16 protein-coding genes are annotated in these 21,522 nt (G+C 71.9%); 4 read left to right on the top strand and 12 right to left on the bottom strand.

Annotated features, from left to right (window positions below; translation table 11 throughout):
- Positions 1–190: 190 nt before the first annotated feature.
- The 3 genes from ACGFRB_RS10570 to ACGFRB_RS10560 form a co-directional block, all read right to left on the bottom strand.
- Entirely contained in the window at positions 191–1,105 is a 915-nt protein-coding gene (locus ACGFRB_RS10570) for an EamA family transporter (protein ID WP_393241513.1), read from the bottom strand.
- A gap of 190 nt (positions 1,106–1,295) precedes the next feature.
- A complete protein-coding gene (locus tag ACGFRB_RS10565) occupies positions 1,296–2,996 on the bottom strand; it encodes a PucR family transcriptional regulator (RefSeq protein ID WP_393241510.1) in 1,701 nt (566 codons plus the stop codon).
- A 278-nt stretch (positions 2,997–3,274) separates the two neighbouring features.
- Complete coding sequence (locus tag ACGFRB_RS10560; RefSeq protein ID WP_393241507.1) at positions 3,275–5,476, bottom strand: ATP/GTP-binding protein; 2,202 nt, start codon at positions 5,474–5,476, stop codon at positions 3,275–3,277.
- A gap of 712 nt (positions 5,477–6,188) precedes the next feature.
- Between ACGFRB_RS10560 and gabT the strand changes: the two genes are divergently transcribed.
- The gene (gene gabT, locus ACGFRB_RS10555) at positions 6,189–7,523 is read left to right on the top strand and encodes a 4-aminobutyrate--2-oxoglutarate transaminase (RefSeq protein ID WP_361224573.1); all 1,335 of its coding nucleotides are present in this window, start codon (positions 6,189–6,191) and stop codon (positions 7,521–7,523) included.
- A 160-nt stretch (positions 7,524–7,683) separates the two neighbouring features.
- On the top strand, positions 7,684–8,448 hold the full coding sequence (locus ACGFRB_RS10550) for a phosphatase PAP2 family protein (RefSeq protein ID WP_393241504.1): 765 nt from the start codon (positions 7,684–7,686) through the stop codon (positions 8,446–8,448).
- Positions 8,449–8,543: 95 nt separating this feature from the next.
- On the opposite strand, the gene ACGFRB_RS10545 is transcribed toward ACGFRB_RS10550, so the two are convergent.
- The 8 genes from ACGFRB_RS10545 to ACGFRB_RS10510 form a co-directional block, all read right to left on the bottom strand.
- Positions 8,544–10,349 carry a chitinase gene (locus tag ACGFRB_RS10545; protein WP_393241501.1) on the bottom strand — a complete coding sequence of 602 codons (1,806 nt, stop codon included), beginning with the start codon at positions 10,347–10,349 and terminating at the stop codon, positions 8,544–8,546.
- 276 nt (positions 10,350–10,625) lie between these two features.
- A complete protein-coding gene (locus ACGFRB_RS10540; RefSeq protein ID WP_393241498.1) occupies positions 10,626–11,120 on the bottom strand; it encodes a hypothetical protein in 495 nt (164 codons plus the stop codon).
- Between the two features lie 150 nt (positions 11,121–11,270).
- Positions 11,271–12,722 (bottom strand): NAD(P)/FAD-dependent oxidoreductase, encoded by a 1,452-nt coding sequence (locus ACGFRB_RS10535; RefSeq protein WP_393241495.1) that lies wholly within the window; start codon positions 12,720–12,722, stop codon positions 11,271–11,273.
- Between the two features lie 81 nt (positions 12,723–12,803).
- Positions 12,804–13,607 (bottom strand): ABC transporter permease, encoded by an 804-nt coding sequence (locus ACGFRB_RS10530; protein WP_363000825.1) that lies wholly within the window; start codon positions 13,605–13,607, stop codon positions 12,804–12,806.
- On the bottom strand, positions 13,607–14,542 hold the full coding sequence (locus ACGFRB_RS10525) for an ABC transporter permease (RefSeq protein WP_393241491.1): 936 nt from the start codon (positions 14,540–14,542) through the stop codon (positions 13,607–13,609). Before ACGFRB_RS10525 ends, ACGFRB_RS10530 begins: the two co-directional genes overlap by 1 nt.
- Positions 14,539–15,687 carry an ABC transporter ATP-binding protein gene (locus tag ACGFRB_RS10520; protein WP_393241488.1) on the bottom strand — a complete coding sequence of 383 codons (1,149 nt, stop codon included), beginning with the start codon at positions 15,685–15,687 and terminating at the stop codon, positions 14,539–14,541. The genes ACGFRB_RS10525 and ACGFRB_RS10520 overlap by 4 nt, the downstream gene beginning before the upstream one ends.
- Positions 15,688–15,736: 49 nt before the next feature.
- Positions 15,737–16,984: a PotD/PotF family extracellular solute-binding protein gene (locus ACGFRB_RS10515; protein WP_393241485.1), complete on the bottom strand. Its 1,248-nt coding sequence runs from the start codon at positions 16,982–16,984 to the stop codon at positions 15,737–15,739.
- Between the two features lie 47 nt (positions 16,985–17,031).
- The gene (locus tag ACGFRB_RS10510; protein WP_393241482.1) at positions 17,032–18,546 is read right to left on the bottom strand and encodes a gamma-aminobutyraldehyde dehydrogenase; all 1,515 of its coding nucleotides are present in this window, start codon (positions 18,544–18,546) and stop codon (positions 17,032–17,034) included.
- A 176-nt stretch (positions 18,547–18,722) separates the two neighbouring features.
- Here ACGFRB_RS10510 and ACGFRB_RS10505 point away from each other — a divergent pair, with 176 nt between their 5' ends.
- Complete coding sequence (locus tag ACGFRB_RS10505; protein WP_393241479.1) at positions 18,723–19,277, top strand: NADAR family protein; 555 nt, start codon at positions 18,723–18,725, stop codon at positions 19,275–19,277.
- Positions 19,278–19,419: 142 nt separating this feature from the next.
- Here ACGFRB_RS10505 and ACGFRB_RS10500 read toward each other — a convergent pair whose 3' ends face one another.
- Positions 19,420–20,127 (bottom strand): DUF4190 domain-containing protein, encoded by a 708-nt coding sequence (locus ACGFRB_RS10500; protein ID WP_393241476.1) that lies wholly within the window; start codon positions 20,125–20,127, stop codon positions 19,420–19,422.
- Positions 20,128–20,461: 334 nt separating this feature from the next.
- Between ACGFRB_RS10500 and ACGFRB_RS10495 the strand changes: the two genes are divergently transcribed.
- Positions 20,462–21,490, top strand: coding sequence for an adenosine deaminase (locus ACGFRB_RS10495; RefSeq protein WP_393241473.1), 1,029 nt, complete (start codon positions 20,462–20,464; stop codon positions 21,488–21,490).
- Positions 21,491–21,522 lie beyond the last annotated feature (32 nt).

The following is a 21,522-nucleotide window of genomic DNA, read 5'->3' as shown; positions in this document are numbered from 1 at the left end:
TGTCCGGTGTGGAGTGGTGGGTACGGGGATCCTGGCCGCTTTGGCGGGAAGGAAGGGCAAGGGCCGGGATCGGCGGCGGCTCGGGTCCGGCAGGGGCGACGGGGCCGCGGGTCCTCATGGGCGGCGGCTCGCCGCCGGCGCTCGCTCTCTCGCGTACGCCCCGCCCGCCCGCACACGGACCCTCAGCCGGTCACCTCCGTCGTTCCGTCGAGACGATCAGGCACACCCCGGCCACGACGATCAGACCGCCGAGGACGATCGGCCAGGTCAGAGCCTCGCCGAGGAGCAGCGCGCCGAGAGTGACGGCGACGATGGGGTTGACGTATGCGTAGGTCGCGACGAGCGAGAGCGGTGCGGACTGGAGCAGCCAGGCGTACGCGGTGAAGGCGACGAGCGAGCCGAACACGATGAGGTAGGCGAGGCCCACCCAGGACCGGGTGGAGACGGCCGCGAGGTCCAGGCCGTGGTGTTCGCCGCGCAGCAGGCCGACGCCGAGGCCCGCGAGACCGCCGGCCAGCATCTCGTACACGCTGGCGGTGAAGGGGTTCGCGGGCATCGGGATCCGGGACGACACGAAGGAGCCGAGCGACCAGAGCAGGGTGCCCATGACGACCAGGGCGAGGCCGCCGGCGTGCACCTCGCCGCTGAGACCGGGCAGGGTGAGCACCGCGAGTCCGGCGAGTCCGAGCAGGACGCCCGCGAGCGCTCCGAGAGTCGGCCGCTGCCCGGTGAGCGCCTTGAGCACGACGACCCAGGCGGGCACGATGGCGACGAGCAGCGCGGCGAGGCCGGAGGGCACGGAGGTCTCGGCGAGCACGATGACCGCGTTGCCGCCGAGGAGCAGCATCAGGCCGACGACGGCCGCCGAGGCCAGTTCGCGCGGGCTCACCTTGAGGGCGGCGGGCCCCTGCCGCCAGGCGATGATCGCCGCGAGGATCAGACCCGCGACGACGAACCGCGCCCCGGCGGACAGGAACGGGGGCAGGGTCTCGACCACGACCCGGATCCCGAGGTACGTGGATCCCCACACCACGTAGACGATGCCGAGCGCCACCCAGACGGCGGCGGGGATCCGGCGGGCGGCCCCCGGAGCGGCAGCCGGCACGGACTGCGGTCCGGCCCCTGAAAGGGATTCCGGGGTGGGTCCCTGAGCCGATGGGGACTCGGCGGACGGTGCGAAGGAGCGAGGGGAAACGGAGGGCGCGGGGTCGGAGGCAGGGCTTGTCATGCACCGGAGGTTATGGAGCGGGGAGCTTCCTGACCAGATTTCCTGCCCGGGATCGGGCAGGAATACGCTACTCGCGACCGTCGTCGGTGGCCTTCAGCGCCAGCCACAGCTCCATCCGGACGTCCGGATCGTCGAGCGAGCGGCCCAGGATCTCCTCCACGCGCCGCATCCGGTAGCGCAGAGTGTGCCGGTGGACGCCCAGGTCGGCGGCGGCGGCGTCCCACTGGCCGTGCCGGGACAGCCAGGCGCGCAGCGAGGCGACGAGGTCGCCCCGGCCGGTAGCGTCGTGCGCGTACAGCGCGCGCAGCAGTCCGTCCGCGAACGCGCGGACGGCCTCGTCGGCCAGCAGGGGCAGCACCGAGCCCGCCGCCACCTCCTCGTGTTCGACGAGCGTCCGGCCGCGCCGCCGGGCCACCGAGAGCGCTTGTTCGGCCTGCTTGTAGGCGGCGGCAGCGGTGGCGGCGCCGGCCGGGCCGGACAGTCCGAGAACCAGTCCGGTCTCCTCCGACTCGCGCCCCGCGTACCGTTCGCACGCCGTGACCACCGCTCCCCCGTCGCCTGCCAGGACCACCAGCCGGCCGGCGCCCGCCGGGCCCTCGGGCTCGGTCAGCACGGCCAGGACGGACTCGCCGGCCCGGGCGGCCGCGGATTCCAGGGCATCGCCGAGCTCGGCGAGCGGTGCCTCGCCGCTCGCGCGCACCACCGCCGGCCCTGTCGCCACCCCGGCTGCCCCGGTCCCGGTCGCTGCCCCGGTCCCCGAGGCGGGCCCGGTCGCCGCTCCTGCCACCGGGCCCGCCTCGGGGGCCGCCGCCGTCGCCGGTTCGGCGATGAGCAGCCGGTACGGCGCGTCGAGCAGCCCGCCGTACAGATCCCCGGCCGCCGTCGTGGCGTGGCCGGTCTGTCCGTCGAGCAGCATCCGCAGGACGGCCGCGCCCAGCCGGTGTTCGGCGGCCTGGAGGGAACGGGACCGCTCGGTCGTCAACGTCAGCAGGGCGATGGCGGAGTGCACCGCGTACCGCTCGGCCGTGCCCAGCGGCGCGCCCGTGCCGACCGCGAGCGCCCCGCGTACCCGGCGGCCGGTGCCCAGCGACTGGAGTTCGACCCGGTCCGTGCCCTCCTCCTCGTCCTCGCCGCCGCCGACGACGGTGCTGGCGGGCGCGGACCGTTCGCGAAACCGCTCGACGTCGGGGGCGAGCCGGGCCGCCCGGCGCGCGGCCCACTCGGGTGCGACGGCCAGGACGGTGCCAGAGGTGTCGTACAGCGCGACCCAGCCGTCGACATGCGCGGCGAGCCGGGCGACGACGCCGTCCGGGCCCTCGGCGAGCGCCGCCCGGGTCAGCTCGCGCTGCACCTCGAAGCCCGCCGTCACCGACCGGTACTGCTCGGCGGCGATGGCCGCCGACACGGCCTTGCTGATGGCGAGGAAGGGGGTGGGCCGGGGCACCGCGAGCAGTGGCAGGTGCTCCTCGCGGGCCGCGTCGACCAGCGCCGCCGGAATGTCCTCGTAGGTGACGCCGACCGCGAAGCCGAGACCGACGACACCGGCGGCGAGCAGCCGCCGCACATAGCGCCGCATCGCCTCGGGGTCCTCGGCGTCGAGGGTGAGGGCGGTGGTGAGCAGCAGCTCGCCGCCCTCCATGTACGGGACGGGGTCGGTGAGCTCGCTGACGTGCGCCCAGCGCACAGGTGTGTCGAGGCGGTCCTCACCGGCGCGGACGGTGAGTTTGAGCGCCGGGTGCTGGACGAGCGAGGCGAGGGTGGGCGGCATCGTGAACCGTCGATCGTGGGACCGGGAGGGAGGGGTCGGAACACGCCGCCGGGAAGGCCGGCGCGTCCCCCTCGATTGTGCCAGCCCGCGCCCGTTTCGTACGCATCGTCGCAGGTCGGCCGTGACGACGGGCGGTCCGGAGAACGGGGAGGGCGGGCGGTTGGGAAAACGAGGGGGACGAGCGGTTCGGGATACGAGTGGGACGGGCACCGCGGAAGACGGGGCGGGCGCTTCGACAAACAGGGTCAGGGACGGGACGGAGGCAGGAGCGGGACGGGTCAGGCTCCGCCGCCCCGCCGGAGGTCGACGAGGAGCGGCGGGGTGTGCTCTCCCCGTACGTCCGTGAGCGACAGGACGGCGTGGCCGGGCGGGACCGTGTGCGCGAGGTCGGACGCGGACCAGCGCTCGCGCTCGACCTCGCGGACGGTGACCGCCTCGGTGGTGACCGCCTTGCCCGTCACCTTCTTGCGCAGGAAGTGGACGAAGCGGGTCATCGGCTGGTCGGCGAAGACGGTGTGGTGGGCGACCTCGGTCTTCTCGAACCGTTCGGTACCCCAGGTGTCGGCGAAGGCCCGGCCATCCCAGGTGGGGATGCCGGCGAAGGCCATCCGGCAGCCGACCACCGCGAGCAGCGGCCCGCGCAGCGCCTCCGGCACCTCGGCAAGGGTGCGCAGGGCGAGTACGACACCGGCGTTCTGCGGGCGCAGCCGCTGGAGGGCCCGGACGGTCCCCTGGGTGAGCGCGCCGGCCGCGTCGTCGAGCACGAGACAGGCGAAGTGCCCGTGCCCGGCGCCCTGTCCCTGCCGGTCCCGGTCCCTGACGACGGACTGGAACTGGGCCAGGATCAGCCGGTTGAGCAGCCGTGACGCCTCCTCGTGGGCGCCTTCCGGCAGGCTGATCCGCACCCGGATGGGGTGGCGGGCGACGGCACGCAGCGAGAAGCCGCGCTCGTCGCCCGCCCCCTTGCCGTGGCCAGTGGCGATGCCGGTGCCGCCTCCGCCGCCGAAGAACTCGGCGAAGACGGGCCGGTCGAGGGTCGCGAGCCGGTCGGCGAGCACGGGACCGGGGTCCCCGGCGGTGCCGGCCTGCCGGAGCCGTGACTCCAGTTCGCGGCGCATGGCCGTGGCGCTCCGGTCCTGCGGCAGCAGGTCGAGCAGGGTCTGGAGGGTTCCGGGGCCGGCTTCCAGCAGTTCGCGCAGCACCGGCACGGTGGGGAAGCGCCCGTACGCGGCCCGGTAGGGGCCGATGAGCTGGGCGAGCACGGTCGCCGCGCGCCGGGTCTCCAGGCCCTCCAGGTCGCCGACGAGTCCCTCGGCGAGCAGGACGGCGGCCTCGTCCGGGTCGGTGGCCCCGGCGTACAGGTCCAGGTCGTGCGGGGAGGCCGGGTCGCCGAGCCGGATGACGACGTCGTACGCCGCGTCCGGTCCGAGCGGCGCGCCCGCCTCGCCGACGGCGACGACGGCGCAGCCGCCGGTGAGCGCCTGGAGGGTGAGCGACTCGACGACCGGCGCGACGAGGGCTCGGGTCTTGCCGGAGCCGGAGGGGCCGACGGCGAGCAGCGAGGTGCCGAGGAGCGCGGGGCCGAGGGCGGCTCCGGCGCCCACGTACGGGGCGGGGGCGCGTTCGGCGGGTGCGTACCGGCCGATCCGGACCTGCCCCAGAAACAGATCGTGCTCGGCGGTACGGGCGGGCAGATCACGGTCGCCGGAGGGGTGCGCGGCGGCCCCGGCCCCCTCGCGCAGCAGCGCGCCGACGAGCGCGGCCCGGCCCACCCCGTCCCGGGCGGTGCCGGCCCAGGCCCGGCGGACCCGGGCCACGTCGACATCGTTCATCCGCCCGCCGGCCACCTCGGCGACGAGCCGGTCGGCCGCCGGGTACTCGCCCGCCTCCCGGAGCTCGGGCCACTGCGACGGCGGGGCCTTCGGGCCGGTGGGGACGGGGGCGGGCGGGTTCTGCCGGGCGCGGCGGGCGAGCCACAGGCCCTTCCAGTCGCCGACGCGGGCGAAGGGCCAGACGACGAGGGCGGTGATCAGCGCGTACAGGGTGTAGACGACGAACGGCGAAGAGAACACCTCGAATCCGCCGGTGAGGAGGGCGACGGCGGAGAGCACGGCGACCGCGAGGGGAAGCGGATCCCAGCCGAGGCCGAGTGCCTCGGGCCAGACGAAGGCGAGGGCGCCCAGGGCCATGCCGCCCGCGAGAAGCGCGCGGACCGGCGGGCTGAACCGGCCGAGGTAGTGGCGGCTGATCTTGCCCCAGGAGCCGAAGAAGCCGGCGGCGCACACGATCCCGACGAGAAACGCGCTGTCGTACAGGTTGCGGGCCGCGCTGCCGTGCCAGTCGCCGTCCACCGGGACCGTCGTGCCCGGGTACCACCAGTCCTTGGGGGTCAGCACCCACAGCATCTGAATCTTGTACGGAAACACCTCGTGACGCCAGGCAGCCCACAGGAGCAGGGCGATCACCAGGGGGATCAGCATGCCGATGACCGTGACGGGGGGCACGCGGTCGCGTCCGGCCGCCTCCGGCGCCACGTACCGAAACCGCCACACCCCCGGCCCCACCGCCGGCCGTGGGGCGTCCATCCACTCGGCGATGGCCGAGCGGGGCGGGGCCGCGGCCGGGGGCGAGCCGGGCGGGGCGGGCACGGCCTTGGCCTCGCCGCCCGCACCACCCGCACCGCCCCCGAAACCCGCGACACCCGCAGCACCCGGGCCCCCCGTCCCGGCCCTCCCGCCCCCGGCACCCGGCGCGTACCTGGGCACGGGAGGCGGGGCCGCGGCCGGAGCAGCGGGCGGGAGGGCCGGGGCGGGGGGCACCCGGTCCGGCGGGGGCGGTGCCGACGGGCGCGGCAGCCCGGCCCCCCGGGTGTCGCTCGTCTCGTACGTGCCGTCGCTCTCCATGAACCCCTGCCCCCTGACCAGCCAGGTCACCGCAACTGTGCCGGCGCCAAATCTAGTGGGCGCGGGCCGCGCCGGAAGGGTTTCGCCCACCCGTACGGCCGATCCCGTACCGATTCCCGGGCCGGCCCCGGACCCCGCTCCCCTGCCCGCCACCCGACCCCGTCATGTCCACCACGGACAAGGAACCCCCCGCCACCACTCCCGATCGGCGCATGCCCCGCCCCCTCCCCCGCGCCTAGCCTGCGGAGGAAACCCGCAAGTGCGTCCAGAACACCCCCAGGAGCCCCGCATGAACGCTGTCCCGCAGGAGCGGCGCGTCGTCACCGCCATCCCCGGCCCGAAGTCGCAGGAGCTTCAGGCCCGCCGCCTCGACACGGTCGCCGGTGGCGTGGGCTCCACGCTGCCGGTGTTCACCGCGCGGGCCGGTGGCGGCATCATCGAGGACGTCGACGGAAACCGCCTGATCGACTTCGGTTCCGGTATCGCCGTGACCTCCGTCGGCGCCTCCGCCGAGGCCGTCGTGCGCCGCGCCTCCGCGCAGCTCCAGGACTTCACGCACACCTGCTTCATGGTGACGCCGTACGAGAGCTACGTCGCGGTCTGCGAGGCGCTGGCCGAGCTGACGCCGGGTGACCACGCCAAGAAGTCGGCGCTGTTCAACTCGGGTGCCGAGGCCGTCGAGAACGCGGTCAAGATCGCCCGTTCGTACACCAAGCGCCAGGCCGTCGTCGTCTTCGACCACGGCTACCACGGCCGCACCAACCTCACCATGGCGCTGACGGCGAAGAACATGCCGTACAAGCAGGGCTTCGGCCCGTTCGCGCCCGAGGTCTACCGCGTGCCGGTGGCCTACGGCTACCGCTGGCCGACCGGGCCTGAGAACGCCGGCCCCGAGGCCGCCGCCCAGGCCATCGACCAGATCACCAAGCAGATCGGCGCCGACAACGTCGCCGCGATCATCATCGAGCCGGTCCTCGGCGAGGGTGGCTTCATCGAGCCGGCCAAGGGCTTCCTCCCGGCGATCGTGAAGTTCGCCAACGACAACGGCATCGTCTTCGTCGCGGACGAGATCCAGGCCGGCTTCTGCCGGACCGGCCAGTGGTTCGCCTGTGAGGACGAGGGCATCGTCCCGGACCTCATCACCACCGCCAAGGGCATCGCGGGCGGTCTGCCGCTCGCCGCCGTGACCGGCCGCGCCGAGATCATGGACTCCGTGCACGGCGGTGGCCTGGGCGGCACGTACGGCGGCAACCCGGTCGCCTGCGCCGGTGCGCTGGGCGCCATCGAGACCATGAAGGAGCTCGACCTCAACGGCAAGGCCAAGCGCATCGAGGAGGTCATGAAGGGCCGCCTGACCGCGATGCAGGAGAAGTTCCCGCTCATCGGTGACATCCGCGGCCGCGGCGCGATGATCGCCATCGAGCTGGTCAAGGACCCGGCGACCAAGGAGCCGGCCGCCGCCGAGGCCGCCGCGCTGGCCAAGGCCTGCCACGCCGAGGGTCTGCTCGTCCTGACCTGTGGCACCTACGGCAACGTGCTGCGCTTCCTGCCGCCGCTGGTCATCGGCGAGGACCTGCTCAACGAGGGTCTGGACATCATCGAGGGCGCCCTCGCCCGGATCTGACGGCGCGCCTGAACCGGCCGTCCGAAGGACCGCACGAAGGACCGCCGAAAGGTCGTCCGAAAGGCCGTCCGAAAGGCCGTGTGAAGAAGCTGTGGGGGGCCGATGGCGGAATGAGATTCCGGCTGTCGGTCCCCCTTTTCGTGCCGTACGGTTTCCGCAGATGAGAGAAACACCCCGGGCGGAGCCTCCCCAGCCCCGCCCACACCGTGCCTTCGCGCACACCGCTGGAGCCCTGGGCTCCGGAACTCCTCACCGATCGGATGCCCGCTCGCCCCACACCCCCCGGGGCGCGCGGCAGCCCGGTCAGGTCGACCGCCCCGGAACCACCCCCCCTGTTCCGGGGCGGTCGGCTGTCTTCTGGGCGCTGGTCGTCCTCGCCGCCGCCACCTGGCAGGTCCTGGTCCGCGGCCCCCTCCTCCGGCTCGACGAGCGGCTGTCCGGCGTCCTCGTGGACACCGTCCCGCGCGGGCTGTCCGAAGCCGCGTCGGACCTCGGCAATCCGGTGGTCGCGCTGCCGGTACTGGTGTGCGCGATGGCGTACGCGGTCTGGCGCGGGCGCCGCGCCGCCGCCCTGTACGCGGGTCTGGCCATGGCGGCCGTACCGCTCCTGGTCGTCCCGCTGAAGGACTGGACGGCCCGCCCGGGCCCGCTGGAGCCCTGGGCCCACGGCTACTTCCCGTCGGGCCACACGGCCACGGCGATGGTCGCCTACACGAGCGCGGCCCTCCTGGTCTCACGCCGCCTGCTACCCCTGGCGATCCTGCTGACCTCGGTCACGGCCGCGGGCCTGGTCCTGCGCGGCTACCACTGGCCGCTGGACGTCCTGGCCTCCGTGGCCCTCTGCCTCCCGCTGCTGCGCTGGCCGGTCCTGGCCGCCCGTCACACCGGGCCCGCGGCCGGGCGGCGGATGGCGGGGGCCGGGTAACGGGGGCCGGGTAACGGCAGCCGGGTGACAGGGCCGGGAACCCACCGCCCCGACCCGCCCCCGTCCCGACCCGCCGGCCCGGCCCCCTCAGGCCGTCAGCTCCACCGATACGCGGCGAAGTTGTCCCTGAACGCCCACTGGTTGTAGCGGTCCCAGTTGATCGACCAGGTCATCAGGCCGCGCAGCGCCGGCCAGGCGCCGTGGGTCTGGTAGGAACCGCAGCCGGTCTTCTTCGTGAGGCAGTCGAGGGCCTTCGTCACCTCGGCCGGGGCGGTGTGGCCGTTGCCCGCCTGGGTGGAGGCGGGCAGGCCGATGGCGACCTGGTCGGGGCGCAGGGGCGGGAAGAAGCGGTCGGCGTTGCCGGCCACCGGGAAGCCGGTGAGCAGCATGTCGGTCATGGCGATGTGGAAGTCCGCGCCGCCCATGGAGTGGTACTGGTTGTCGAGGCCCATGATGGAGCCCGAGTTGTAGTCCTGGACGTGCAGCAGGGTGAGGTCGTCGCGCAGCGCGTGGACGACCGGGAGGTAGGCGCCGGCGCGCGGGTCCTGGCCGCCCCAGGGGCCGGATCCGTAGTACTGGTAGCCGAGCTGTACGAAGAAGGTCTCCGGGGCCATGGTGAGGATGAAGCCGGGGCCGTACCGGGCCTTGAGGGTCTTCACGGCCTGGATCAGGTTGACGACGACCGCGGTCGTGGGGCTGCGGAAGTCGGTGTCGCCGGTCTGGAGCGACAGCGAGTGGCCCTCGAAGTCGATGTCGAGGCCGTCGAGACCGTACTCGTCGATGATCTTCGACACGGAGGAGACGAAGGTGTCGCGGGCGGCGGCCGTGGTCAGCTGGACCTGTCCGTTCTGCCCGCCGATGGAGATGAGGACCTTCTTGCCGGCCGCCTGCTTGGCCTTGACGGCGGCCTTGAACTCGGCGGGTGATTCGACGTTCGGGCACTCGGCGACCGGGCACAGGCTGAAGCGGATGTCGCCGGAGGTCACCGAGGTGGGTTCGCCGAAGGCCAGGTCGATGACGTCCCAGGAGTCGGGGACGTCGGCCATACGGGTGTAGCCGGAGCCGTTGGCGAAGCTCGCGTGGAGGTAGCCGACGAGGGCGTGGGCGGGGAGCCCGCCGCCGGGGGTGCCGCCGCCCGACGAGGTGGTGGTGGCGGTCACCGGGGCGGAGGGAGCGGATTCGCCCGCGCTGTTGAGGGCCGTGACCCGGAAGGTGTAGGCGGTGCCGGGGGTGAGGCCGGTGGCGGTGTACGAGGTGCCGGTGACGGTCGCGACGGCGGTGGCGCCCTGCTGGATCCGGTACGAGGTGGCGCCGGGGACGGCTGGCCAGCCGAGCGTGATCGTGGTGGCGGTCGCGGAGCCGGCGGTGAGACCGGTGGGGGCCGCGGGCGGCGCGGCGGGGTCGCCGCCGGGGCCGATCAGGGACAGGTCGTCGGCCTGGTAGGCGCCGGTGCCGTACCAGCCGTGGGTGTAGATCGTCACCGAGGTGGTCGTGGCCCCGGTGGTGAAGGTGGTGGCGAGCCGCTGCCAGTCGGGCGCGGACGGGGTCCAGGTGGAAACATCGGTCGTGCCGGTGCCGGAGGCGCCGAGGTAAACGTAGCCGCCGCGTACCCAGCCGCTGAGGGTGTACGTGGCGCCGGGGCGCACCGCGACGGTCTGGGAACAGCGGGCGTTGTCGCTGCCGGCCGGGGTCGCCTGGAGGGCCTGGGTGCCGCTGTGCGTGGGGGAGGTGACGGCGGCTCCGCTGCCCGCCGTACAGCTCCAGCCGTCCAGACCGGACTCGAAGCCGCCGTTGCGGGCGAGTTCGGTGTCGGCGGCGTGGGCCACGGGGGTGAGCGCCACGAGTCCGCCGGCGGCGAGGAGGCCCGCCAGGGCGAGGGTGAGGGGTCTGCTGCGATCCACGACTGCCTCCGGGGATGGGGGATTCGAGGTGGTGGAGCGCGCCACAGCATGGTCCAGACCAATCAGGTGGTCAAGACCTCTGAACACCTTGGAAGCGAGAAGCGGGGCACACGGGGATACAGGGAGCACAGGGGTACGGGATACAGAGGTACGGGCACACGAGGCGCGGGGTACGGGGGTACGGACGCACGGGCCCGGGATACGAGACACGGGAACGAGGTGCGGGATGCGCGATACGGGAGTCAGCGCACCCGGCCCGCGGTCAGGGCCGGCCCCTCACTCCCCGCCCCCACCTCCTCCCGCCCCTTCTCCCGCCGCCCCGGCACTCCCCCGCCGCAGCACCGCCGCCTCGTGCATCGCGAGTTCCAGCAGCATGGCGTCGTTGAGCGTGCCCGCGGCGTCCGGGGGGATCACCCAGCGCACCCCGCCCGCCATCCGCCCCGGGTAGGGGACGACGATCCAGGTCCCGGCGCCCGCGCAGCGCACGCCCGTGCCCAGCCAGTGGTCGGCGGTGCCCGGGGGGACGAAGAAGCCCGTCCGGGCGTCGCCGAAGTCGGCGAGGACCGGTCCCGGCCGTCCGGCGAGCCGGGTCAGGATCTCCAGGGTGGGGTGCCCGAGCACGGCGGGCAGGATCAGGACGTCCCACTGGCGTCCGGCGGGCAGCAGGGCGACCCCGTGCGGGTTGCGCTCCCATTCGAAACGGCAGGCGTCGGGGTCGGGCGCGGCCGACACCAGCCACTCCACCGCGCTCCGGACCTCCATGGCAGTCATCCGGTGTTCTCCTCTCCGTGTGGGCCCGCCTGGTGCGGGGCCCACACGGAGAGAGGAAGCCACCCCCCGCCTATGACGCGGGTTCAGCATCCATGAGATGTGACTTGCATCACACCTCACAAGAAGAAGTGGCTCAGCCGAAGAAGTGGCTCAGCTGTCGAAGCCCAGGCCCATCCGGTCCAGGGTCTTCAGCCACAGGTTCCGCCGGCCGCCGTTCTCGTCGGCCCGGGCCAGCGACCACTTGGTCAGCCCGATACCCGCCCACGCGATCGGCTCCGGCGGGAAGGGCAGCGGCTTGGAGCGGACCATGTCGAGCCGGGTGCGCTCGGTCGACTCCCCCGCCAGCAGATCGAGCATCACGTCCGCGCCGAAGCGGGAGGCGCCGACGCCGAGGCCGGTGTAGCCGGCCGCGTACGCGACCTTGCCGTGGTGCGCCGTGCCGAAGAAGGCAGAGAAGCGCGAGCAGGTGTCGATCGCGCCGCCCCAGGCGTGGCTGAAGCGCAGGCCCTCCAGCTGCGGGAAGCAGGTGAAGAAGTGTCCGGCCAGCTTCAGATACGTCTCGGGGCGGTGGTCCATCTCGGCGGAGACCTTGCCGCCGAAGGGGTAGATCGCGTCGTAACCGCCCCACAGGATGCGGTTGTCGGCGGTGATCCGGAAGTAGTGGAACTGGTTGGCGCTGTCGCCGAGGCCCTGCCGGCGGCGCCAGCCGCCGATCGAGGCCAGCTGCTCGGCGCTCAGCGGCTCGGTCGTCAGCGCGTAGTCGTAGACCGGGACGGTGAACGGCCGCATCCGCTTGACCAGCGACGGGAAGACGTTGGTGCCGAGCGCGACCCGCCGGGCGGCGACCCGCCCGTACGGGGTGCGGACGGCCATCCCGCCCCCGGCGCCACCACCGCTGCCAGTGCCGCCGCCCGCCGGGACGAGGTCGAGCCCCGGGGTGTTCTCGAAGATCCGTACGCCCAGATCGAGGCAGGCCCGCTTGAGGCCCCAGACCAGCTTCGCCGGGTGCAGCATCGCGACCCCGCGCCGGTCCCACAGGCCGCCCTGGAAGGTCGGCGAGTCGACTTCGGCGCGCAGCGCGTCGCGGTCCATCAGCTCCAGGCCGTCGGCGAGACCGAGCCGCTCGGCCTCCTCGTGCATCTCGTGCAGCTCGTCGAGCTGGTAGGGCTCGGTGGCGATGTCGATCTCGCCGGTGCGCTCGAAGTCGCAGTCCATGCCGTAGCGGGCGACGGTCGCCTCGATCGCGTCGAGGTTCTCGGTGCCGAGCCGCTCCAGTTCCGCGAGCTCGTGCGGCCAGCGGGCCAGGCCGTTGCCCAGGCCGTGGGTGAGGGAGGCGGCGCAGAAGCCGCCGTTGCGGCCCGAGGCGGCCCAGCCCACCTCGCGCCCTTCGATGAGTACGACATCCCGGGAAGGGTCGCGCTCCTTGGCGCGCAGCGCGGTCCACAGGCCGCTGTAGCCGCCGCCGACGACGAGCAGATCACAGCGCTCGGTGCCGGTGAGGGCGGGCAGGGCCGCGGGCTTGCCGGGGTCTTCCAGCCAGAAGGGGACGGGCTGGGCGTCGGAGAGAGATTGTGCAGCGAGACGCATGGCGACGGGGGCCATGGTTTCCAACTCCTTCGTGGCCTGACCGGCTGCCGGCCGCCGCCCGCCGCCCGGTTCGGACGGTCGGCGGCGGCCGACCGGTCAGGCGGTTGCTGTTTTCTTGCGCCGGTTCGTGATGATCTGACCGGCCACGACCACCAGCACCGCGATGACGAACATCGCCGTACCGATGACGTTGATCTGAACGGGGGTTCCGCGCTGTGCCGAGCCCCAGACGAACATGGGGAAGGTCACGGTGGAGCCCGCGTTGAAGTTGGTGATGATGAAGTCGTCGAACGACAGGGCGAAGGCGAGCAGCGCGCCGGCCGCGATGCCGGGGGCCGCGATCGGCAGCGTGACCCGCAGGAAGGTCTGCACCGGTCCCGCGTAGAGATCGCCCGCGGCCTCTTCCAGACGCGGGTCCATGGACATCACCCGCGCCTTGACCGCCGTCACGACGAACGACAGACAGAACATGATGTGGGCGATGAGAATCGTCCAGAAGCCGAGCTGGGCACCCATGTTGAGGAACAGGGTGAGCAGCGAGGCGGCCATGACGACCTCGGGCATCGCCATCGGCAGGAAGATCAGCGAGTTGATCGCGCCACGCGCCCGGAAGCGGTAGCGGACCAGCGCGAACGAGATCATCGTGCCGAGGATGGTCGCGCCGAGGGTGGCCCAGGCGGCGATCTGGAGGGACAGCGACAGCGAGCCGCACATGTCGGCGACGCCACAGGGGTCCTTCCAGGCGTCCAGGGAGAACTTCTGCCACGCGTAGTTGAAGCGCCCGTTCGGCTTGTTGAACGAGAACACCATGACCACGATGTTCGGCAGGATCATGTACGCGAGCGTGAGCAGGCCCGCGATGACGACAAGGTTCCGTCGAATCCAACGCATCGTCGGCATCAGACCAGGTCCTCCGTTCCCGCTCGGCGGATGTAGACGGTGACCATGAGCAGCACGATCGCCATGAGGATGAACGACAGGGCGGCGGCCGTCGGGTAGTCCAGGACACGCAGGAACTGCGACTGGATCACGTTGCCGACCATCTTGGTGTCGGTGGAGCCGAGGAGTTCGGCGTTGACGTAGTCGCCGCTCGCCGGGATGAAGGTGAGCAGCGTGCCGGAGACGACGCCCGGCATGGACAGCGGGAACGTCACCGTGCGGAAGGTGGTCACGGGCGAGGCGTACAGGTCCTGGGCGGCTTCGTGGAGCCGGCCGTCGATGCGCTCAAGGGAGGTGTAGAGCGGCAGGATCATGAACGGCAGGAAGTTGTACGTGAGACCGCAGACCACGGCCATCGGGGTGGCGAGCACCCGGTGCCCCTCGGTCCAGCCGAGCCAGCTGGTGACGTCGAGGACGTGCAGCGCGTCGAGGACGCCGACGACCGCGCCGCTGTCGGCGAGGATCGTCTTCCAGGCCAGCGTCCGGATGAGGAAGCTGGTGAAGAACGGGGCGATGACGAGGACGAGGACGAGGTTGCGCCAGCGGCCGGCCTTGAAGGCGATCATGTACGCCAGCGGGTAGCCGAGCAGCAGGCACAGCAGGGTCGCGGTGCCCGCGTACAGCAGCGAGCTCAGGAACTGCGGCCAGTACTCCCGAAAGGCCTCCCAGTAGGTCTGGAAGTGCCAGGTGACCTCGAAGCCCTTCTCCAGGGAGCCGGTCTGGACCGAGGTCGAGGCCTGGTAGACCATCGGCAGCGCGAAGAAGACGACCAGCCAGATGATGCCGGGCAGCAGCAGCCAGTACGGGACGAGCCGCTTGCGGGTGGAGGGCTTGCGAAGCACCGGAGCCTGCTCCGGTGCCGTCCGCTCCTCTTGGACGAGGGTGGAAGAACTCACGAGGCGTCCTCCACCGTCTCCACGCCCGCGTCGATGTCCTGATCGGCGTCGAGACCGAAGGTGTGCGCCGGGTTCCAGTGCAGGACGACCTCGGCGCCGGGCACGAGACGGCTGTCGCGCTCGATGTTCTGCTCGTACACCTGCAGGCCCGCGCCGGCCGGGGAGTCCACCACGTACTGGGTGGAGACACCGATGAAGGAGGAGTCCACGATCCGTCCGGTGACCCGGTTGCGGCCGTCGGCGATGGTGCCCGCGTCGTCGGCGTGCGCCAGGGATATCTTCTCGGGCCGTACGCCCACCAGCAGTTTCCCGCCGGCGCGGACGGCGGTGGTACAGCGGTCGCCGGGGACCTTCAGCTTGCCGCCGCCGGCGGTGACGACGATGGCGGAGCCGGTCTCGGCGACCTCGGCCTCGATGAGGTTGGAGGTGCCGAGGAAGTTGGCGACGAAGGTGGTCCTCGGGTTCTCGTACAGGTCGGCGGGGGCGCCGAGCTGCTCGACTCGGCCGCCGTTCATGACCGCGACCTGGTCGGCCATGGTCATGGCCTCCTCCTGGTCGTGGGTGACGTGCACGAAGGTGATGCCGACCTCGGTCTGGATGCGCTTGAGCTCCAGCTGCATCTGGCGGCGCAGCTTGAGGTCGAGCGCGCCGAGCGGCTCGTCGAGGAGCAGCACCTGGGGGTGGTTGATGAGCGCGCGGGCGACGGCGACGCGCTGCTGCTGGCCACCGGAGAGCTGGTGCGGCTTGTGCCGGGCCTTGTCGCCGAGCTGGACGAGTTCCAGCATCTCGTCGACCTGTTTCTTCACCGACTTGACACCGCGGCGGCGCAGGCCGAACGCGATGTTCTCCTGGATGTCCATGTGCGGGAAGAGCGCGTAGGACTGGAAGACGGTGTTCACCGGCCGCTTGTACGGGGGGAGGTCGGTGACGTCGCGGTCGCCGAGCGAGATGGTGCCCGTGGTCGGGTCCTCCAGGCCGGCGATCATGCGCAGCGTGGTCGTCTTGCCGCAGCCGGACGCGCCGAGCAGGGCGAAGAACGAGCCCTGCGGGACGGTCAGGTCGAGCGGGTGGACGGCGGTGAAGGAGCCGTAGGTCTTGCTGATGCCGGTGAGACGGACATCGCCGCCGGAGTTCTTGTCAGTCATGGGGTGGGTCCCGGGGGTGTGCGTAAGGACAGGGGAGGGCGGACGCCGGTCAGGCACCGATGAGCTTGGCGAACTTCTCCTCGTACGCCGTTTCCTCGGCCGTGCTGAGCGAACGGAACGAGTGGGACTTCCGGGCCATCTCCTTGTCGGGGACGATCAGGACATTATTGGCGAGGACGGGGTCGATCTTCGCCAGCTCGTCCTTCACGCCGTCGACGGGGCACACGAAGTTGATGTACGCGGCCAGCCGCGCGGCGACGGCCGGCTCGTAGTAGTAGTCCATGAGCTTCTCGGCGTTGGTCTTGTGCCGGGCCTGCGTGGGGATGAGCAGGTTGTCGCTGGAGGTGATGTAGCCCGCCGACGGGACCGTGTACTTGATGTCCGGGTTGTCGGCCTGGAGCTGGATGACGTCACCGGCCCAGGCGACGCAGGCGGCGATGTCGCCCTTGTCCAGGTCGGAGGTGTAGTCGTTGCCGGTGAAGCGGCGGATCTGCTTCTTGTCGACGGCCTTCTGGAGCCGGCCGAGCGCGGCGTCGTAGTCGGCGTCGGTGAAGTTCGCCGGGTCCTTGCCCATGTCGAGCAGGGTCATGCCGACGGTGTCGCGCATCTCGGTCAGGAAGCCGACGCGGCCCTTGAGCGCGGGGTCGTCGAGCAGCTGGGTGACGGAGTCGACCTTCCGGCCGCCGGTCGCCTTGGAGTTGTAGGCGATGACGGTGGAGATACCGGTCCAGGGGTAGGAGTAGGACCGGCCCGGGTCCCAGTCGGGGGTGCGGAACTGGGCCGAGAGGTTCGCGAACGCGTTGGGCAGGTTGGACGCGTCGAGCTTCTGCGCCCAGCCGAGGCGGATGACGCGGGCGGCCAGCCAGTCGGTGACACAGATCATGTCGCGGCCGGTGTCCTGGCCGGCCGCGAGCTGCGGCTTGATCTTGCCGAAGAACTCGACGTTGTCGTTGATGTCCTCGGTGTATCTGACCTTGATGCCGGTCCGTTTGGCGAACGCGGCGAGCGACGGGCGGGAGTGGCCGTCCTCGCCGGTGTCCATGTACTCGGTCCAGTTGGAGAAGTTCACCGTCTTCTCCTGGGCCGAGAAGTCCGTGCTGGCCGGCCCCTGGCCCTCGCGCTTGGCGGGCGGGATGCCGCAGCCGGTCAGGGCCGCGAAACCACCGACGGTGAGCGCGCCGACGCCGCCGGCGCGCAGCATCGAGCGACGGCTGAGGGCGCCGCGACCGCTGGTCAGCGTGCGCCGTATCGCCGCGAGCTGTGCGGCCGACAGACTGTCGGACTGGTACTGCTCCATGCGCTGTGCCCTTTCGGGATGGGTCGCCGCCAGGCGGCGGCGATCTGCTATCGGTCCCCGAAGATCGTGCGGTGCCAGCCCTTGGCCGCCACCGCGGTGTTGTCGAACATCACGTGCTTGACCTGCGTGTACTCCTCGAAGGAGTACGCCGACATGTCCTTTCCGAAGCCCGAGGACTTGGAGCCGCCATGGGGCATCTCACTGATGATCGGGATGTGGTCGTTGACCCAGACGCAGCCGGCCTTGATCTCGCGGGTGGCCCTGTTCGCCCGGTAGACGTCGCGGCTCCAGGCGGAGGCGGCGAGGCCGTACGGGGTGTCGTTGGCGAGCCGGATGCCCTCGTCGTCGCCGTCGAAGGGCAGGGCCACCAGGACCGGTCCGAAGATCTCCGACTGCACGACCTCGCTGTCCTGCGGGGCGCCGGTGATCAGGGTAGGGCGGTAGTATGCGCCCTTCTCGAGCTCTCCACCAGGGGTTGTTCCACCGGTGACCACGGTCGCGTAGCCGCGGGCGCGGTCCACGAAGCCGGCGACCCGGTCACGCTGGGCATGGCTGATCAGCGGGCCGAGATCGGTGGCGGGGTCGGCGGGGTCGCCGAGGCGGACCGTCTCCATCAGTTCCGCGACCCGCTCCACGAAGGCGTCGAACAGCGGCCGCTGGACGTAGGCGCGGGTGGCGGCGGTGCAGTCCTGTCCGCTGTTGATGAGCGAGGCGGCGACGGCGCCGTGCGCGGCGGCCTCCAGGTCGGCGTCGTCGAAGACCACGAACGGGGCCTTGCCGCCGAGTTCGAGGTGGAGCCGCTTGACGGTACGGGTGCCGATCTCGGCGACCCGCTTGCCGACGGCGGTGGAGCCGGTGAACGAGGTCATGGCGACGTCCGGGTGGCCGACCAGATGCTCGCCCGCGACCCGCCCGGCGCCGGTCACGATGTTGACGACACCGTCCGGGATCCCGGCGTCGGTCACCGCCCGGGCGAACATCAGCGAGGTCAGCGGGGTCAGTTCGGCCGGCTTCAGGACGATGGTGTTGCCGGCCGCGATGGCCGGGAGGATCTTCCACGCGGCCATCTGCAGCGGGTAGTTCCAGGGCGCGATCGAGCCGACCACGCCGATCGGCTCGCGCCGCACGTAGGAGGTGTGGTCGCCGGAGTACTCGCCGGCGGACTGGCCCTGGAGGTGCCGTGCGGCGCCCGCGAAGAAGGCCGTGTTGTCCACGGTGCCGGGGACGTCGAACTCGGTGGTCAGCCTGATCGGTTTGCCGCACTGGAGCGACTCGGCGCGGGCGAAGTCCTCGGCCCGGCTCGCCAGTACGCCGGCGAGCCGGTGCAGCGCGTCGGACCGTTCGCCGGGCGTGGCACCGGCCCAGCCGGGCAGGGCCTCGCGGGCACTGGCGACGGCGTCGTCCACGTCGTCCGTCGAGGCGAGGCGGTACGTGTACACGCTCTCGCCGGTCGCCGGATCGACGACGCTGTGATCCTCGCCGGAGGTGCCGGGACGAAGCCGCCCTCCGATGTACTGCGCGCCGTCCGTGAAGTGGTCCGACATCTGGAAGCGGTTGCCCATGGCGCTCTCCGTTGTTCCCGCTCGAATTGAATGCCGATCCTGGCAGAGCGCCTCAGGCCCAACAAGGGATTCCGTTGTTGCCTTTTGGTTACTCGACGGAATCTGTCGACCAAAGTGTCGAGAACGGCAGGCAATTGCCGGACGGAGTGTCAGTGGCGCCTGCGAGAGTGACGTGCATGAAAGCCCTTGAGGAACTGAAGGAGCAGGTCAGCGCCATGGAAGCGGGCGGCGACCGGGTCAAATGGCTGCATTTCTGGGGCCATCGCCCGCGCCCCGACGGCGAGTTGGGGCCGAGTTGCCTCAGTCAATGGTGGCCGTCACCGTTCGTGGTCGACGGCGTGCGCTATGCCACGGCCGAGCATTGGATGATGGCCGAAAAGGCGAGGCTTTTCGGGGATCGTGAAGCGGAGGAGGCGGCGCTGGCCGCCCGTACCCCCGCCGAGGCGAAGAAGGCGGGCCGGCTGGTGCGCGGCTTCGAGGGCACCGTCTGGGAGCGGGAGCGCTTCGGCATCGTGGTGGCGGGCAGCACGCACAAGTTCGGCTCGGACCCGGCGCTGCGCGCGTTCCTGGTGGGCACCGGGAAGCGGGTCCTGGTGGAGGCCAGCCCCCTGGACCGGATCTGGGGCATCGGCCTGGCCGCCGACGATCCGCGGGCGAGGGACCCGGAGCGGTGGCGGGGGCTGAATCTGCTGGGCTTCGCGCTGATGGAGGCGCGGGAGCGGCTGGAGTGAGACCCCGGATGCGACGACGGACGACGACGGACTGACGCGACGACGGACGCGCGGGGTGGGAAGGCCGCCCCGCGCGTCCGTCTGCCAGTCAGCGGTCAGTCAGTCGGTCAGCGCGTCGTCGCGTACCGGGGTACGCCGGTGCTCAGCGCTCGACCTGGAGCACGACCTCCGTCGGCTCCCCCTGCTCCGAGTCGACCTCCGAGAAGTCGTAGGTCGTGAGCGAGAAGATCATCGCGGCGAGGAACAGGGCGCTGAGCAGGGCGCCGATCGAACCGAGCACGATGCCCGCGATCGCCATGCCGCGGTTCGTCGCCTCACCGCGCTTGGCCTTCTTGAGGCCGAGGATGCCGAAGATCAGGGCCAGGACGCCGAGCACGAGGCCGAGGCCCCAGAAGCAGAAGCCGGCGACCGCGATGATGCCGAGCACCATCGAGGCCGTGCCCTGGCCGTTGGAGGGTGCGGGCCCCCAGCCGGGCTGGTTGCCGTACGCCGGGTAGCCGGGCGTCGTCCCGTAGCCGGCGCCCGGGTACGCGGGCGGCGGCGCCGGGTAGCCGTATCCGGTGGGCGCGCCCGGCGGAGTCGTTCCTCCGGGCGGGGTCGTCCCGGCCGGCGGCGGCGTGGTGGCGGCGGCCGGGTAGCCGTAGCTCCCGCCCGGTGCCACGGGCGGCGGCGGAAGCTCCACCCCCGAGGCCATGGTCTGCTGGTCGTGCACCGCCGGCGGGCCGGACGTACCCGGCGCCGGCTGGCCGGATATGTCCTGCGCGGGCGGGCCGGCGGGCTTGTTCAGTTCGACACCGTCGCGGTTCGGCGGAGCCCACGGGTCCACCGGAGTGTCGTTGTTCTCGGACATGGGCCTCCCCCATCGTGGTCCCGTCATGCTACGTGTCCGGCGCCGAGTCCCCTGTCCGGCCCAGGCCGTGCCTTCAAACTGCCGTCGTTCGGGCGGAGGCCGGGCCGTGCGGCGTCTGGTGCACTGCGCTCGCTTCGCTCGCTCCGTCTCGGCACTTTGATTCGCCCTTCGGATGCCGAGCAGCATCGCAAGGCGGAGGATCATCCTCGTACTGGGTGTACTTGGATGAATTCGACAACGCAGCGAGCGTGCGTGCCAGGCGTCGCACGGTGGGGGTACCTCCCAGGCGAAGCTCTGGGGGAGGCAGTTTGAAGGCACGGCCTAGGATGATCCGATGACCGACCTCTCTTCCTTCATCGCCGGGCTCCCGAAGGCCGAGCTGCACGTGCACCACGTGGGCTCCGCGTCCCCCCGGATCGTGGCCGAGCTGGCGGCCCGCCACGCGGACTCGCGGGTCCCGGCGGATCCGGAGGCGCTGCGCGAGTACTTCACGTTCACGGACTTCGCGCACTTCATCGACGTGTACCTGTCGGTGGTGGACCTGGTCCGCACTCCGGAGGACGTCCGGCTGCTGACGTTCGAGGTGGCCCGGGACATGGCGCGGCAGAACATCCGCTACGCGGAGCTGACCATCACCCCGTACAGCTCGGTGCGGCGCGGGATCGACGAGTTCGCGTTCATGGAGGCGATCGAGGACGCCCGCAAGGCGGCCGAGACCGAGCTGGGTGTCCTGCTGCGCTGGTGCTTCGACATCCCGGGCGAGGCGGGCCTGGCGTCGGCGGAGGAGACGGCGCGGCTCGCGCTGGACCGGCGGCCGGAGGGCCTGGTGTCCTTCGGGCTCGGCGGCCCGGAGATCGGTGTGCCGCGCCCGCAGTTCAAGCCGTTCTTCGACCGCGCGCGGGCGGAGGGGCTGCGGTCGGTGCCGCACGCGGGCGAGACGACCGGGCCGGAGACGGTCTGGGACGCGGTGCGGCTGCTGGGCGCGGAGCGGATCGGTCACGGTACGAGCGCGGCCCGGGACCCGGAGCTGCTCGCGTATCTGGCGGACCAGCGGATCGCGCTGGAGGTGTGCCCGACGTCGAACATCGCGACGCGCGCCGTGGACCGGATGGAGAACCATCCGCTGCGGCGGATGGTGGACGCCGGGGTGCTCGTCACCATCAACAGCGACGACCCGCCGATGTTCGGTACGGACCTGAACAACGAGTACGCGGTCGCCGCCCGGCTTCTGGAGCTGGACGAGCGGGGGGTCGGCGCGCTGGCGAAGAACGCGGTGGAGGCGTCGTTCCTGGACGAGGCCGGCAAGGCGCGGCTGGCCGGGGAGATCGACACGTACACGGAGACGTGGCTCGCGGGCCGGTAGCCGTACAAGGCGATACCGAGGAACACGCGGGA

It is taken from the genome of Streptomyces sp. NPDC048718 (assembly GCF_043198875.1).
Classification (GTDB): domain Bacteria; phylum Actinomycetota; class Actinomycetes; order Streptomycetales; family Streptomycetaceae; genus Streptomyces.
The sequence above is the reverse complement of the archived record's forward strand: the minus strand, read 5'-3'. Positions and strand labels throughout refer to the sequence as shown.